The sequence below is a fragment of the Paraclostridium sp. MRS3W1 genome (assembly GCF_032465715.1).
Lineage (GTDB): Bacteria > Bacillota > Clostridia > Peptostreptococcales > Peptostreptococcaceae > Paraclostridium > Paraclostridium dentum.
Genome location: NZ_JAWDJM010000133.1, coordinates 1 through 16166 on the forward strand (window position 1 = coordinate 1; position 16166 = coordinate 16166).

Below are 16166 nucleotides of genomic sequence, written 5' to 3' on the forward strand. Positions count from 1 at the left end.
AATTTAATTATATAAAAACTTTGAAACTTATAGATAAAGTCTAGGTTAGGTAGGTGCTAATATATGGAAGAAATAATATATAGCTTACAAGAATATAAATTATTAGTGGCTGCAGTAGGATTTATAATAATAATAGTAGAAACTTTTATACCAGCATTACCACTGGTTGCTATAGTAGCAGCTAATGCGTTTGTTTTAGGAATAGGACTTGGATTTTCGGTGTCTTGGCTTGGCTCAGTTATAGGATCGATAGTTTTATTTTTGATTTGCAAGAAATTTTCAGACTCTAAGCTAATTAAAAAAATAAATAACGAAAAAGTAGAGAAATTTAAGAAGTGGGTAAAAAGACAGGGGTTTAGTATGATGTTTATAGTTTATTTATGTCCTTTTATACCTGATTTTTTAATAACTATAACTGCTGGAATATCAAAGATGAAATTGAGTAATTTTGTACCAGGAATGATACTTGGTAAATTTATTATGTTTTTAGTTATAAGTTACATAGGAAATGATATAAAAACTTTTATAACAGATCCTTTAAAAATTGCATCATTAATAATATTAGTTTTGGTGTTTTGGATTTTAGGAAATAAAGTTAATAAAAGAATAAATAGCGTAAAATAAGACTATACAAAAGTATAGTCTATTTTTTATTTGATAAACAATTCGGACATAAGTTAGATTTGAAATTTTTCACGTTTGTATTTTGTTCAAAGTAAGTAGAGTATGATAAACCATTTAATTTGCATCCGCACTCTATACATCTATTATCTCTTTTAAGTATTAATTGTTCTTGTGTAAGCTTCATTATAATGCCTCCTAATAAAATTTTAAAAAATAAAGTAAAATTTCAATTAAATTAAAAAAATAATGGGAAATGTTTTTTAAAAAGTAGTATACTATATTATATTAAAGTTGATTAAAAATGAGACAGGTTTAGACAAAGTCTTAAAAAAGATAAGTTAATTTATAAGACAAAGGAATAAATAAAATTGAATTTTATATTTTACATTAAAAATTAACTTTAAATACAATTTATAACAATTATTTTAAAGTTTAATATTTTTAATATAAATACATTGAAAATTAAAAAGTTACAAAAACAATATTTGAAGTTTGATTAAAATGGTGATAAAATAGAGTAGTTATCATAAATATTATTATAAGCCAAGACATTGGGGGGTTAAATAATGCAGAAGGTATATATAGTAACAACATATACAGGAACTGCTCTTTCTTACTTAATCAAAAGTATATCTAAAACTCCTTATGCACACGTATCTATAGCTCTTAATGAGTATTTAAGACCTATGTATTCATTTGGAAGATTAAATCCAAAAACACCTTTATTTGCTGGATTTGTAGAGGAAAATATAAATGAAGGTTTATATGCTATAAAAACGAATACTAGATGTAGAGTATACTCATTATATGTAACTAATGAACAATATAACAATTTATATAAAAATATATTAAATATAAGTGCAAACAGAGATAAATATGATTATGATGTGTTAGCACTTTTATATTTATCTAGAAACAAACCTAGAGAAGCTGAGAATAAATATGTGTGCTCTCACTTTGTAGCAGATATGTTAGAAGATAGTGGGATAAACTTATTTGAGAAGCCATCGTGTGCAATTAAGCCAAATGACTTCTTTAATCATAAGGATTTGACACTTGAGTATGAAGGATTATTAAGTGAATATAGAGCAAAAGAAAAAATATTTGAATATAGTTTAAGTAGTGTGTAAAGAAAAATACTCCTTATAATTTTAAGGAGTATTTATTTTTTTACAAAAAATGGTTATAATTAATATTAACAAATATTACAAATATTTTAAAAATTAGGAAGGAGTAATAAATGAAAAAAATTTTAAAAACGTATGGAATAGCGTTGGTAATGGTAGCTATATATGCAATAATAAAATTACCTGTACTTAGATTAGATTTTACCTCGCTATTTTCAACACTAGTTATATTTTTCGTAATAGCTGGAGTACTTGATATGATGTTTGACAAAGGAGAGCAAACATCAAAGTTAGCTAAACGAAATTTCTCAATAGCTGCAGTGTTAATAGCTTACATTGTAGTAGTGCCATTTTTAACATCATCACCGGTATTACACTCAAAAGCATATAGAAATTTAATCGGAGATGTTAAAGAAAGTAACTTTGCAAAAGATGTAAGCCCTGTGAATGCAAATGAAATTAGGCTAGTAGACGAAGATATGGCTATGAAATTAGGGGATAAAAAGTTAGGAGAAGTCCCTGCTATAGGTAGTGTATCGAAACTTGGAAAGTTTCATATTCAAAATGTAGATGGAGAATTATGTTGGGTAGCACCATTAGTACATAGAGATGCAATAAAATGGATTACAAATATAAAAGGGACAAGCGGATATGTAAGGGTATCGGCTACAAATCCACAAGATGTTAGACTTGTTCAAGAAGTTGATGGAAAACCTATAAAAATAGTATATCAACCTGAAGCTTATTTACATCAAGACTTAAGAAGACATATGTATTTAAAAGGATATACTAATGTAGGTATGACAGATTTTACATTAGAAATAGATGATAAGGGAAAACCTTATTGGGTAGTTTCGTTATATGAAAATGCTGTTGGATATGGAGGACAAAACGCCATAGGTATAGCAACTGTAGATACTCAAACTGGTGAAGTTAAAAGTTATGATATAAAAAATGCTCCAAAGTGGATAGATAGAATACAACCAGAAGAATTTATAGTTAAGCAAATAAATGATTGGGGTAAATTTGTAAGTGGATTTTTAAATGCGGTCATATCAGAAAAAGGTGTATTAGTAGCTACTGAAGGAACATCATTAGTATATGGTGAAGATGGAAAATCATATTGGTATACCGGTATAACTTCTGCAGGAGGAGATGATTCAACTATAGGATTTATGTTAGTTGATACTAGAACTAAAGAAGCTAAACTGTATAAACAACCAGGAGCAACAGAAACCGCAGCTATGGTATCTGCAACAGGTAAAGTACAAGAAAAAAATTATGAGGCAACATTCCCTGTTGTTTATAATATATTAGGGAAACCTACATATGTAATGTCTTTAAAAGATAAGGCAGGATTAGTTAAGATGGTTGCCTTTGTTTCCGTAGAAGATTTTAATATAGTTGGAATAGGTGACAATAAAGAAGATGCTTTTAGAAGCTATAGAGAACAGTTAAAATCAAAAGGAAATACCGTAGAACTTGCAAATGATGATACAAAACAAGTAACTACAGGGGTAGTGCAAAGGATAAACTCAGATGTAATAGATGGTAATACTGCATATTACCTTACAATAGAAGGAATGAATGACTCTATATTTGTTGTAACTTCTAAAGTTTCTCATGAGGTTCCTTTAACAAAAGAAGGCGACAATGTAAAATTTGGATATGATAAAGCTCAAAAAGGGTTGATAGAATTAATTGAATTTGATAATATTAGTATAAATCAAGCGAAAGCTGAAGAAAATAAACCCGAAAAGTAAAGATAACAAATAAAAAACTACATGAATATGTAGTTTTTTATTTTTGTAAAAATAGTTGCAATAACAACTATTTTATTGTATACTAATTTAGTTGTTATTGCAACTAAATTGATGCTATCTTTATGATAGGGGGAATTTAATGTGAAAAAGGATTGTAATTATATTGGAAGATATATCTCTCAGATTCATAGAAGAGGTGGATCTTTTATATCTAAAGAGTTAAGTGGATTGGGAGTTGGGGCTGGTCAATTTATGTTTTTATTAGAACTATATAGAGGCGATGGAAGAAGTCAAGAAGATCTTGCAGAAACTCTTAATATAGATAAAGGAACAACCGCAAGGGCTATAAAAAAGTTAGAAGAAGAAGGTTTTTTAACGCGAGAGAAAGATGAAATTGATAAAAGAGCTTATAAATTACATTTAACTGATAAAGGAAAAAGTGTAAAAGGAAGTATATATGAAGTTTTATCAAAGTGGGAAGTATATATGACGGCTAATTTAACGGAAGAAGAAAGTAAGTTAGTTAGGAGACTTTTACAAAAAATATGTATGACAATATAAAGGAGGACAATTTATGAAAAATGAACAAGAATTGAGAAATCACTCAATACCAAGACTTTTATTAACATATTCTGTACCTGCTATTGTAGGAATGCTAGTAAATGCATTATATAACGTAGTAGACAGAATATTTATTGGGAACATACCTGGAGTAGGACCTCTTGCGATAACTGGAGTTGGAGTATGTTTACCGATAATGACAATAATGCTAGCCTTTGCTATGCTTGTGGGTATAGGTGCTACAACTAATATATCTATAAAGTTAGGCCAAGGTAAAAAAGAAGATGCTGAAAAAATTATAGGAAATGCTATAAAATTATCTATTATTATTGGACTTATAATTAGTATAGTAGGAATTATGTTTGGAGATACGATACTTAAAGTGTTTGGAGCAAGTGAAGCCACACTTCAATATGCTAAAGATTATATATACATAATCTTAGCTGGAAGTATGTTTAATATGTTAGGATATACATTAAATAATACTATAAGGGGTGATGGAAGTCCTAGATTAGCAGCAACTATAATGATAGTTGGATGTTTAACAAATGTTATATTAGATGCTATTTTAATATTTGGATTCAACTTAGGTATACAAGGAGCTGCTATTGCAACAGTTGTATCACAAATAGTAACGGCTACATGGGGATTCTTATATTATGTAAGCGGAAAATCTAATTTAAAATTCCATAAATCAAGTTTGAAACTAGATAGTTCTTTAGTTAAAAAGATATTTGCTATAGGATCTGCACCATTTGCAATGCAAATAGCTGCAAGTTTAGTTCAAGTTATATCAAATAATGCATTAAAAACTTATGGAGGGGATTTAGCTATAGGTGCAATGGCTACTATATCATCTATTTCTATGATATTTTTAATGCCTATATTTGGATTAAACCAAGGAGCTCAGCCTATAATCGGGTTTAACTTTGGTGCTAAGCAGTATGATAGAGCTAATAAAACATTTAAACTATCAGCTTTAGCATCTATAATAATACTTACAACAGGATGGCTAATAATTCAAACTATACCAGAAGTTATGGTAGGTATGTTTAATAAAGATCCTAAACTTATGGAGATATCAGTAAAAGGCGCTAGAATATACTTATTAATGATGCCTATAATAGGAATATCTATAACAGGATCTAATTATATACAATCTGTAGGAAAAGCTAAAATGGCTATGGTTCTTAGTTTGCTTAGACAGGTTATCATATTAATACCTATGATAATAATATTACCAAAATTCTTTGGTTTAGATGGGGTTTGGTATGCACAGCCAGTTGCAGACTTTTTAGCAACAGCTATAACTGCTATTATATTATATAGAGAATTAAAAAGTTATAAAAAAGTTGAAGTAAAAGAACAAGAAATAACAATATAAAGTAAAAGCATAGACACATGTCTATGCTTTTTTTTATTAAAGTGTAAATTTTATTGCATGTGTTTAATATAATAAATTAAGACTTGTCACAATATACATCAAGGAGAATAGCATAATGGTAAGTATGGAAAAGGAGATACTGGTTTTAATGAGCCAAGTTAGATGTGCAACAGAACAACAGTTTAATAAGTTTTTTTCTAAAAAAAGAAAAATAATGAAATCTCCTCACAAAAAAACTCTAAGAAGAATGTGTAGAGAGTTTACTCTTAAAAAATATCCATGCAATGTAGTTTATGGGGAGTATAAAGATAGTTCAGGAATCTATTATTTAAATGGAGGCAAAACATATAAAGGAAAAGAACTTTTAAAAGTTATACTAGGCTCAGAGATAGTTTTAAAGATGGAATCTTCAGGCTATGAAATAAAAAGATTTTATAGAAATGTAACAATAGATAAAGATAAATATGATATATACATTGAATATATAGATAAAGATAATAAATTAAAACAAAAACTTATAGATATCAAATTAACAGAGGTATTTAAAATGAGCAAATATAAAAACTTGCATGTAAAAGTTTTGAATTCAACAATACCTTTTTATGAAGTGCCTGAAGTTTTGTTAATATCACAAGATAAGAAATTTGATGAAAAAAGATTGATGTCTATTAATGAAAATGTAAAAATAGTTGATATAAAACTAGAAAATTTAATAAAATATTTATAATTTAAAAACGTCTAAACTTAACTTTAGACGTTTTTATTTTTTACTATTCAGATTTTGGTATGTTTAAACTTTTTTCAATGTATTTATCTAAATATGTTTTTATTACAGCTGCTACTGGAACGGATAAGAAAACTCCTATCAATCCGAATAAAGCACCACCTATTAATACAGCGCATATTATCCAAAGGGGATGAAGTCCTACAAATTCGCCCATGATTTTTGGAGCAATTATATTACCATCTACTTGTTGGAGTACAAGTAAAAATATAGCAACCCAAAGCGCTTTTATAGGGCTATATGATAAAGTCATAAGTATTGGAAGTAGAGCTCCTATAAATGGGCCGAAATAAGGAATCATATTAGTTATGAATACTATAAAAGATAAGAATAAACTACCTTTTATATTTATAAAGAATCTAAATCCTATGAATGTTATTATTCCTACAACCAAAGAAACAATTAAACTACCTATGATATAATGATAGAAAATTTTATTTATTATATCAAAGAATTCAATTATTGCATTGGCTCTTTTTTTTGAAAAAATTGAATATAATAAGTTTTTTACATTTTTTAAAATATTTTCTTTATCACAAAGTATATAAATAGATAAAATAATACCCATTATAATATTGAAAATTATAGATGTTATGCTAAAAATATATATTAAAAAATCTGAAGAAATTGTATTTAACATTTTGACAGCGTGTTTTAAAGCTGAATCTAAATGAGCTTGTATATGAGGCAAAATGCTATCAAATGAATGATTATTAGAAACATATTTATTTAAAAGTGAATCTATCTTTAGCGTATAGTTTGGTATTTCTGTTATTAAAGTGTTCAATGTATCTATCAATGAAGGCATTATTAAATTTATACAAAAACAAAAAAATAAAAATATAAAAAAATATGAAGTAAATATATTTAAAAGTCTCGGCATATTGAATTTTTTTTCTAAAAACATAATAACAGGATTTAAAAGTAAACACATTAATACAGCTAATAAAAAAGGACTTAAAAACTTAAACAAGTCGTTTATACTAGATATAAAAACTGCAGGGTTATCTATAGCCTTATAAATTAATATAGATATAAAGGCTACAAATATACAATATTTAATATTATCTCTTGAAATCAAATCACACACCTCTTTTATTAGTACTTGTATATTATTATTAATTTTTCCAATTAATAAAATAAAATAATATAAAAAGGTAAATTTATTTTATTTTATTAAAAAAAATATAGTATAATAATCTAATGTGAAGAAATAAAGAAATTAAGGAGATAATTATGAGAATTAATAAATATATAGCATATTGCGGAATTGCATCAAGAAGAAAAGCAGAAGAGTTAATAATTGAAAATCGTGTTAAAGTAAATGGAAAAATAGTAAATGAATTATCATTTCAAATAAATGAAGCTGAAGATAAAGTAGAAGTAGATGGAAAGGCAATTGGATTAGAAGAAGAATTAGTATATATTATGCTAAATAAACCTGAAGGATATGTTACAACTGTAAAAGATCAATTTGACAGAAAAAGTGTTATAGACTTAGTAAAAGGTGTGGGAGCTAGAGTCTACCCAATTGGAAGGTTAGACTATGAAACAAGTGGATTACTACTGTTAACTAATGATGGGGATTTGACATATAAATTGACTCATCCTAAGCATGAAGTTGATAAAACTTATGTTGCGACAGTAAAAGGAATTCCAAATGAATCTGAAATTAACAATTTTGAAAAAGGATTATATATAGAAGATTACAAAACAGCTCCTGCTAAGATAAAAATAGTTAAAAAAAATATTGAAAAAAATTACGCTGTTTGTGAAATAAAAATACATGAAGGTAGAAATAGACAGGTAAGAAAAATGTGCAGAGCTATAAATCATCCTGTTATGAACCTAAGAAGAAAAGCTATGGGTAAAATTGTATTAAAGGATATGGAGATAGGGCAATACAGATATTTAACTAATGACGAGGTAAATTATTTAAAGAAATTAAAGTAAAAGGATTGAAGTGAAATGATGAAAGTAAAATATTTAACTAAAGTAACTGACTTAAATAAGGTGCTATTAGAAGATGTTATAAAAGAAGGCGATATAGTAATTGATGCTACTATGGGAAATGGATATGATACAAAATATCTTGCAGAAAAAGTAGGAGCAAATGGGGTTGTATATAGTTTTGATGTTCAAGAAGACGCTATAAAAAGCACAAAAAAAAGATTGGAAAAGGCAGAACTTATAGATAGGGTAAATTTAATTTTAGATGGGCATCAAAATATGGACATGTATGTAAACAAAGAGGTAAGTTGTGTTATGTTTAACTTGGGATATTTGCCAAGAGCTAAACACCAAGTTATAACAAAACCAGAAACAACAGTAGAAGCTATTAAAAAAAGCTTAGAATTGTTAAAACCTAATGGGGTTGTAAGTATAGCTATTTATACAGGACATGAAGGTGGTATGGAAGAGTGTGATGAAGTATTTGGGTATGTAAGTAAACTAGATCAAAGTGAATATAGTGTACTAAACTGTAACTTTGTAAATCAAATAAATCATCCTCCAAGATTAATAATGATAGAAAAAAAGAATAATTATATATAAAAAATTAAAAAAGTAATGAGTTAGAAGCTTCTAATCTCATTACTTTTTTAATTTTTTTATATGTATACAATATATTTTTGAAAAAAAATTACAAAATCTTAGAAAAAAACTATTATTTTAGATTTATATTGAAAGTATATATAAAAAAAATTCTTTTTTGCGTTTTAGAAGGACATTTAAGTGCAGAAAGTTAAGTATATAACAATTGGATAATATCAATGAACTTATACTTTGATTATAATTCAATTTTAAAAAATATAATAATATAGAGCTATAAGTATGAAAGTTTGCATAGTAAAATTGCAAAAATATAGAAAAAATCGTGAAAATGAAATAATAATTGCAATTGGCAGAAAAAATAGCTACTATTAAAGAGAAAGTAAAAGTTGTAGGGGGGGATAAGTTTGGAAAAAGGAAAACTTACAATAGATACTAATTGGTGTAAAGGTTGCGGTATTTGTGTAGAATACTGTCCTAAAAAAGTTTTAAAATTAGAGAACAATATAATCTCTGTAGAAGATATAGAAAAATGTATACTTTGTGGATTATGTGAACTTAGATGTCCAGATTATGCTATTTATATATCTAAGGATGAAAAATAATAAGGGGGGTAGAGAGTTATGCATAAAAAAGTAAAATTGTTACAAGGAAATGAAGCTTGTGTACATGGTGCATTATATGCTGGGATGAAATTCTTTGCAGGTTATCCGATAACACCATCTACCGAAGTAGCTGAAATTTCATCATATATGTTACCAAAAGTTGGTGGCAAATTTATACAAATGGAAGACGAAATTGCATCCATGGCAGCAACGATTGGAGCTTCTTTAACAGGACTCAAATCGATGACAGCAACTAGTGGACCAGGGTTTTCACTTAAACAAGAAAATATAGGATATGCATCACTTGCAGAAATTCCATGTGTTATAGTAAATGTACAAAGATGTGGTCCTAGTACTGGACTTCCTACATCTCCAGCACAAGCAGATTTAATGCAAGCTAAGTGGGGAACTCATGGAGATCATCCAATAATAGCATTATCTCCAACGAGTGTTAGAGATACATTTGATTTAACAGTTAAGGCATTCAATTTTTCAGAAAAATATAGAACTCCTGTAATATTGTTATTAGATGAAGTTATAGGACATATGAGAGAAAAGGTTGAATTACCTACTGAAAATGAACTTGAAATATATGATAGAAAAAAAGTTAAAGCAAATAAAGATGAATACAAAATATATGATCAAACAACTCTAGTGCCGCCAATGGCAAACTTCTCAGATGGATACAGATATCACGTAACAGGTCTTATGCACGATGAAACAGGATTCCCAACAAATAGCACAGCACAAACAAAAAAACTTATGGATAGATTAATGGATAAAATTAACAAAAACTTAGACGATATATTACTTTATGAACAATACAAAATGGACGATTGCGAAGAGTTATTTATAACTTTTGGATGTATGAGTAGATGTACAAAAGATGCAGTTGATACATTAAGAAGCAAAGGGGTTAAAGCTGGATTATTTACTATAAAAACAGTTTGGCCATTCCCTGAAGAAAAGGTTAAAGAATTAAGCAAACATGTACAAAATATATATGTTCCTGAACTAAATTATGGACAAATGATACAAGAGGTTCAAAGAGTTTGCGATAGTGATTGTAATATAGTTGGAATTAATAAATATAATGGAGAAATTATAACACCGGAAGATATAGTTGATAAGGTTATGGAGGTGGTAAAATGCCAAGTAGCGTTGTAGAAAATAATTTTAGAGCAAATAGGTTACCACATATATGGTGTCCTGGATGTGGACATGGTATCCTTATGAGATCTATTGCGGTTGCTATAGACGAATTAGGGTTAGATAAGGATAACGTATGTGTAGTATCAGGTATAGGATGTTCATCTAGGGCATCTGGATATTTAGACTTTAATACTTTGCATACAACACACGGTAGAGCTATACCGTTTGCTACAGGTGTAAAATTTGCAAATCCAGATATGCATGTAATTGTTGTAACTGGAGATGGAGATTGTACAGCAATAGGTGGTAATCACCTTATACATGCGTGTAGAAGAAATATAGATATAACTACAATTGTTTTTAATAATAATATATATGGTATGACTGGAGGCCAATACTCGCCAACTACTAATACTAATGACTTTGCTACAACTGCACCTTATGGCAATATTGATAAACCTTTTGATATATGTGAGTTATCTAAGGGAGCAGGTGCTACATTTGTAGCTAGAGGAACTGCATATCATGCAAAACAAATGATAGAATACATAAAAAAAGGTATAATTCACAAGGGATTTTCTATTATTGAAGGTATGAGTTTGTGCCCTACTTACTATGGTAGAAAAAATAAAAAGGGCTCAGCTGTGGCACTAATGAATATTTTAAAAGATAATTATGTTGATATAGCACTAAAAGATAAATTGACTGAAGAAAAACTTGAAAATAAACAATTCTTTGGAGTATTTAAAAGTGAAAAAATGCCAGAGTATACAGAGGAATATAAAAAAATAATAAATAGGGTGAAATGATTATAAGGAGAAATGAATATGAGAAAAGAGATAAGACTTAGTGGATCAGGAGGACAAGGACTGATTTTAGCTGGTATAATACTTGCAGAAGGAGCTATATTATCAAACTTAAACTCTGTTCAAACTCAATCATATGGTCCCGAAGCTAGAGGTGGAGCAAGTAAAGCTGAAGTTATAATCAGTGATGGAGAAATTAATTTCCCAAAGGTAAGAGAAGCTGATATATTATTGAGTTTAACTCAAAAATCTTTTGATGAGTATTCACATACTATAAAAAATGATGGAATTATTATTATAGATTCTACTGTGGATGAAAAAAATATAGACACAAAAAATGCAAAAGTAATTAAAGTTCCTATCATAGATAGTAGTAAGGAAAAATTAGGAAAAATTATGGTAGCTAACATTGTAGCACTAGGCGTTATAAGTGAAACAATAGAAGGTGTAGATAAGGAAATGTTAAAAAAAGCTATATTAGCTAGAGTTCCGAAAGGAACAGAAGAACTTAATGAAAACGCTTTCGAACTAGGAAGATCATTAGTTAGTTATGCATATTAAAAAGAGAAAGGAATCTTCCTTTCTCTTTTCATTAAAAAACAAAAAATATTAAAAAGATTTCGTATTTCAAAACGATTTATGTTATAATTTGAAATACGAAAAAAAATAACGTTAATTTTCAGAAAATAAAATCAAAAGAAGTAAAAAAATATCGTAAATCATTTAAAATTTATTTTTTAATATTTTAATTATTTTTTAAAAGGTATTTAGTTATTTTTTATATAATTTAGGAGGGATGCGTATGTTTGAATTATCAAAAGAATTAGGGATGATGACAATGAATTTAGATATGGTTCAAAGTCTTGCATTTACAACAATAGTACTTCTTATAGGATCTTTTATCAAATCTAAGGTTAGTATATTGCAAAAATATTGTATACCAGCACCAGTTGTAGGTGGATTTTCTTTTGCGATTATATCATTTGTTTTAAGACAGACAGGTGTAATTGCTATAGTGTTTGATACGACGTTACAAGGGATTTTAATGACAGCCTTTTTTACAACAGTAGGATTCACAGCAAGTTTTAAAGCTCTAAAAAAAGGGGGGTTAGGGGTAATAAAGTTTTTAATTGTTGCAGTTTTATTAGTGCTGTCTCAAGATATAATTGGTATTTTATCGGCAAAAGCTATAGGTGTTAATCCTTTACTTGGACTTATAGCAGGATCAGTATCAATGACAGGTGGACATGGATCTTCTGGAGCATTTGGACCTCTTATGGAGGCTCAGGGATTGAATGGAGCTCTTAGTATAGCTATGGCATGTGCAACATTTGGATTAGTTGCTGGAAGTATTATAGGAGGACCTATTGCAAATAGATTAGTAGAAAAATACAATTTAGGAAATAAAGATGATGAGTATGATAATTTAATAGAATTGGAAGCTGCAGGATTAGACTCTGATGCAAGCGCATGTGAAGTTAACTTACCTAAACTGTCTGAGCAAAGTTTAGTAAGTGGAGCTATACAAATTATAGTAGCTATGGGATTAGGAACTTTAATTTCATCAGGATTTTCGAGTGTAGGAATTACTATGCCGAGTTATATAGGTGCTATGTTAATTGCAGCTATAATGAGAAATTTATCAGATGTAAAAGGAGTATGGAAAACTCCTGAAAATGAACTTTCTAGTATTGGTGGTATTTGCTTATCTTTATTTTTATCAATGGCAATGTGTAGCTTAAAACTTTGGGAGCTTGTAGATTTAGCAGTACCTATAATAATCTTATTAAGTATACAAACTATTCTAATGATTTTATTTGCATATTTTGTAACATTTAGAATAATGGGAAAAGATTATACAGCAGCAGTATTAGCTGCAGGACACTGTGGGTTTGGAATGGGAGCTACTCCAAATGGAATAGCCAATATGGAATCAGTTGCAAGTAAGTTTGGGCCTTGTCAAAGTGCGTTTTTTATTTTACCATTGGTTGGAGCTTTATTTATAGAATTCTTCAATTCTGCAGTTATAACTACATTTATAAATTTGCTATAAATAAATAATGTAAAAAACTTATATATTGTTTAAAAAATGTAGCAAAAGATGGTATAATATAGTTATGTGAAATGTAAAAAAGGCTTATAGCTTAATATAAATAAATCATTAGTAATTATGAGGAGAAAAAAATGAACGAAACTAAAGATTTTAAAGATAGCAAACAACTAATTGATGACATTCAAAAGCAATATCCAAGACTTAGTAAGGGTCAAAAACTTATAGCCCAATATTTAATATCAAGTTATGATAAAGTTGCATTTATGACTGCATCTAAACTTGGAGAAGAAGTTGGAGTAAGTGAGTCTACTGTAGTAAGATTTGCAAATGCTTTAGGATTTTCAGGATATCCAAAACTACAAGATGCTCTTCAGGAACTTATAAAAAATAAGTTAACAACTGTACAAAGAGTAGAAATGAATCAGGAGTATTCAGATGACTGCAAGATTTTAAGTAAAGTTTTAAAAAGTGATATAGACAATATAAAGGATACTTTAGAAAACTTAGATGAAAGAATGTTCCAACAAGCTTCTGATAAGCTTTTAAATGCTAGAAAAATATATATACTAGGTATGAGAAGTTCGTTTAGTATAGCTCAATACTTAGGTTTTTATTTAGACATCATATTAGATAATGTTCATATTATAAGAATGGATATGGGAGATGCGTTTGAACAGGTTGTAAGAATAACAGAAGAAGATGTTGTTGTTGCAATAAGCTTCCCTAGATATTCAAAGAAAAGCTATCAAGTAGTAGATTATGCAAGAAGTAAGGGTGCACATATTATATCTATGACAGATAGTCTGTTTGCTCCAATTGCTACGGTTGCAGATACAACACTTTTAGTAAAAAGCAATATGGCATCATTTGTTGATTCTCTTGTTCCGGCACTTAGCTTATCAAATGCTCTTGTAGTATCTATAGGAATGAAAGAAAAAGATGATATAAAAGAATACTTTGATGATTTAGAAAAAATTTGGGAGAAGTTCTCTGTATACGAATAAAATAAATTAGGAGGTATATATGAATATATTAATCACTAACGATGATGGTATTTATGCTGATGGAATTTTAGAACTTGCTAAAACTATAAGTGATATAGCAAATGTTTATATTGTCGCTCCTCATACTCAAAGAAGTGCTACGGGTCATGCTATAACAATTCATGATCCTATAATGATTAAAGAAGAAAATATATCAGATAAAATAACATCGTATTCTATAAGTGGAACTCCTGCTGATTGCGTCAAAGTAGGAATTGAATCAATTTTAAAAGATATTGAAATTGATTTAGTTTTAAGTGGAATAAACAATGGACCTAATTTAGGGACTGATGTAATTTATTCAGGTACTGTCTCAGCAGCTATTGAAGGACTTATACAAAAAAAGCCGTCAATAGCTATATCGTATGATGGATTTGATGTATCAAGTAATAATTACAAAAATGCCTCTGTTTATGTAAAAAACATAGTTGAAAGCTTAATAGATAAAATGAATATATTTACTGATTGTATTTTAAATATAAATATACCAAATGGAGATATTAAAGGATATAAAATAACTAAATTAGGTATAAGGGAGTATGATAATGTCATAGAGGAAAGAAAAAGTCCTTATGGCAAAAGATATGTTTGGATTGGTGGTCAAGTAAGAAAACTTGAGCAGGAAAAAGATAGTGATATACAAGCTATAGAAGAGGGCTATATTTCTATAACTCCAGTAAACATAGATATGACTAATTATAAAAAAATTGATGTTTTAAACAATATAAATTTATTATAAAAATAGGTGTACAATAATTAAAAAATCATTGTACACCTATTTTTAATATCTTTTTGGTTTTGATAAAAATTCTTCGATTCTTTTTGCTTCATCTTTTTGTTTTAATTCAACAGATTTTCTTTCGCTCTCAAGCTCATCTTCATACTTTATATACTCAACACCAGATTCTTCTAATAGTTGAAGACCTAGTCCAGTAGGGTATTCTCCTTTAAATACAACTTTTTTAATTCCCGCTTGTATTAATGCTATACAACAAAACACGCAAGGTTGAGTTGTTACATATAAAACTGCACCATTACAACTAGTTCCATTTTTAGCACATTGTGTAATTGCATTAGCCTCTGCATGGCCAGCTCTACATAATTCAAGACCTTGGCCTGAAGGTATACCTCTTTTTCTTCTCTCACAATATCCTATATCTGTACAGTGAATAGCCCCAGAAGGAGCTCCATTATAACCTGTACTTATTATTTGCTTATCCATGCATATAACTGCCCCTACTTGCCTAGATACACAAGTACTTCTAACTTTAGTTTGCTCAGCTATATTCATAGCCCACTCTGTAAATAGTATCCTCATAAAAGCCTCCTTCTAAAACGTGATATTATAATAATACCATAAACGTATAAATCTATAAATAAATATCTTATTTTGCAAATTATTGAGTGTACAATATAAGTTTTAGTAAATAAGTGTTATAATATATATAAAGAAAAACTATTTGGAGGAATATAGTATATGAGTTATGAAGAGATATTTAAAGCTCTAGCTGATAAAAAAAGGTTAGAGATACTTAGAACTTTAAATAAAAAAGGTAGCACTTGTGTGTGTAAGTTAGTAGATGAGTTTGAACTTTCTCAGTCAAAACTGTCATATCATTTAAAATTGTTACTTGATAATAATCTTATAGTCAAAATTTCTCAAGGAAAATGGAATTATTATGATATAAATAAAGAAACTTTAAAGAATGTGTTA

At 28.5% G+C, this 16166-nt stretch carries 19 protein-coding genes; 16 read left to right on the plus strand and 3 right to left on the minus strand.

Features of this window, described 5'->3' with window-relative positions; translation table 11 throughout:
• Nucleotides 1-63 precede the first annotated feature (63 nt).
• Complete coding sequence (locus RWY47_RS10735; protein WP_224170273.1) at nt 64-624, plus strand: TVP38/TMEM64 family protein; 561 nt, start codon at nt 64-66, stop codon at nt 622-624.
• Between the two features lie 19 nt (nt 625-643).
• On the opposite strand, the gene RWY47_RS10740 is transcribed toward RWY47_RS10735, so the two are convergent.
• Nucleotides 644-808 carry a hypothetical protein gene (locus RWY47_RS10740; RefSeq protein ID WP_021431394.1) on the minus strand — a complete coding sequence of 55 codons (165 nt, stop codon included), beginning with the start codon at nt 806-808 and terminating at the stop codon, nt 644-646.
• Between the two features lie 382 nt (nt 809-1190).
• On the opposite strand from RWY47_RS10740, the gene RWY47_RS10745 reads away from it, so the two are divergent.
• From RWY47_RS10745 to RWY47_RS10765, 5 genes are all read left to right on the plus strand, one after another.
• Nucleotides 1191-1754 (plus strand): hypothetical protein, encoded by a 564-nt coding sequence (locus RWY47_RS10745; protein WP_021431393.1) that lies wholly within the window; start codon nt 1191-1193, stop codon nt 1752-1754.
• 110 nt (nt 1755-1864) lie between these two features.
• Entirely contained in the window at nt 1865-3514 is a 1650-nt protein-coding gene (locus RWY47_RS10750) for a hypothetical protein (protein WP_150842820.1), read from the plus strand.
• A gap of 141 nt (nt 3515-3655) precedes the next feature.
• Entirely contained in the window at nt 3656-4075 is a 420-nt protein-coding gene (locus tag RWY47_RS10755) for a MarR family winged helix-turn-helix transcriptional regulator (RefSeq protein ID WP_085281800.1), read from the plus strand.
• 13 nt (nt 4076-4088) lie between these two features.
• Complete coding sequence (locus tag RWY47_RS10760; RefSeq protein ID WP_150842819.1) at nt 4089-5459, plus strand: MATE family efflux transporter; 1371 nt, start codon at nt 4089-4091, stop codon at nt 5457-5459.
• 115 nt (nt 5460-5574) lie between these two features.
• On the plus strand, nt 5575-6186 hold the full coding sequence (locus RWY47_RS10765; RefSeq protein ID WP_168931034.1) for a hypothetical protein: 612 nt from the start codon (nt 5575-5577) through the stop codon (nt 6184-6186).
• Nucleotides 6187-6229: 43 nt separating this feature from the next.
• Here RWY47_RS10765 and RWY47_RS10770 read toward each other — a convergent pair whose 3' ends face one another.
• Nucleotides 6230-7324 carry an AI-2E family transporter gene (locus tag RWY47_RS10770; RefSeq protein ID WP_168931036.1) on the minus strand — a complete coding sequence of 365 codons (1095 nt, stop codon included), beginning with the start codon at nt 7322-7324 and terminating at the stop codon, nt 6230-6232.
• A 155-nt stretch (nt 7325-7479) separates the two neighbouring features.
• Here RWY47_RS10770 and RWY47_RS10775 point away from each other — a divergent pair, with 155 nt between their 5' ends.
• From RWY47_RS10775 to surE, 9 genes are all read left to right on the plus strand, one after another.
• Nucleotides 7480-8196, plus strand: coding sequence for a pseudouridine synthase (locus RWY47_RS10775; protein WP_224170274.1), 717 nt, complete (start codon nt 7480-7482; stop codon nt 8194-8196).
• Between the two features lie 15 nt (nt 8197-8211).
• A complete protein-coding gene (locus RWY47_RS10780; RefSeq protein WP_150842817.1) occupies nt 8212-8796 on the plus strand; it encodes a class I SAM-dependent methyltransferase in 585 nt (194 codons plus the stop codon).
• Nucleotides 8797-9200: 404 nt separating this feature from the next.
• Entirely contained in the window at nt 9201-9398 is a 198-nt protein-coding gene (locus RWY47_RS10785) for a 4Fe-4S dicluster domain-containing protein (RefSeq protein WP_021430740.1), read from the plus strand.
• Nucleotides 9399-9416: 18 nt separating this feature from the next.
• A complete protein-coding gene (locus RWY47_RS10790; protein WP_053831970.1) occupies nt 9417-10565 on the plus strand; it encodes a 2-oxoacid:acceptor oxidoreductase subunit alpha in 1149 nt (382 codons plus the stop codon).
• A complete protein-coding gene (locus RWY47_RS10795; RefSeq protein ID WP_150842816.1) occupies nt 10547-11359 on the plus strand; it encodes a 2-oxoacid:ferredoxin oxidoreductase subunit beta in 813 nt (270 codons plus the stop codon). Before RWY47_RS10790 ends, RWY47_RS10795 begins: the two co-directional genes overlap by 19 nt.
• Nucleotides 11360-11377: 18 nt before the next feature.
• A complete protein-coding gene (locus tag RWY47_RS10800; RefSeq protein ID WP_021430737.1) occupies nt 11378-11917 on the plus strand; it encodes a 2-oxoacid:acceptor oxidoreductase family protein in 540 nt (179 codons plus the stop codon).
• 241 nt (nt 11918-12158) lie between these two features.
• A complete protein-coding gene (gene gltS, locus RWY47_RS10805) occupies nt 12159-13409 on the plus strand; it encodes a sodium/glutamate symporter (protein ID WP_224170275.1) in 1251 nt (416 codons plus the stop codon).
• A 131-nt stretch (nt 13410-13540) separates the two neighbouring features.
• On the plus strand, nt 13541-14413 hold the full coding sequence (locus tag RWY47_RS10810) for a MurR/RpiR family transcriptional regulator (RefSeq protein WP_021430735.1): 873 nt from the start codon (nt 13541-13543) through the stop codon (nt 14411-14413).
• 19 nt (nt 14414-14432) lie between these two features.
• Nucleotides 14433-15191 (plus strand): 5'/3'-nucleotidase SurE, encoded by a 759-nt coding sequence (surE, locus tag RWY47_RS10815; protein ID WP_021430734.1) that lies wholly within the window; start codon nt 14433-14435, stop codon nt 15189-15191.
• Nucleotides 15192-15233: 42 nt separating this feature from the next.
• On the opposite strand, the gene RWY47_RS10820 is transcribed toward surE, so the two are convergent.
• Nucleotides 15234-15770: a deoxycytidylate deaminase gene (locus tag RWY47_RS10820; protein ID WP_021430733.1), complete on the minus strand. Its 537-nt coding sequence runs from the start codon at nt 15768-15770 to the stop codon at nt 15234-15236.
• A 159-nt stretch (nt 15771-15929) separates the two neighbouring features.
• Between RWY47_RS10820 and RWY47_RS10825 the strand changes: the two genes are divergently transcribed.
• Nucleotides 15930-16166, plus strand: a 237-nt coding sequence (locus RWY47_RS10825; RefSeq protein ID WP_316030325.1) for an ArsR/SmtB family transcription factor, incomplete at its 3' end; no start/stop codon positions are given.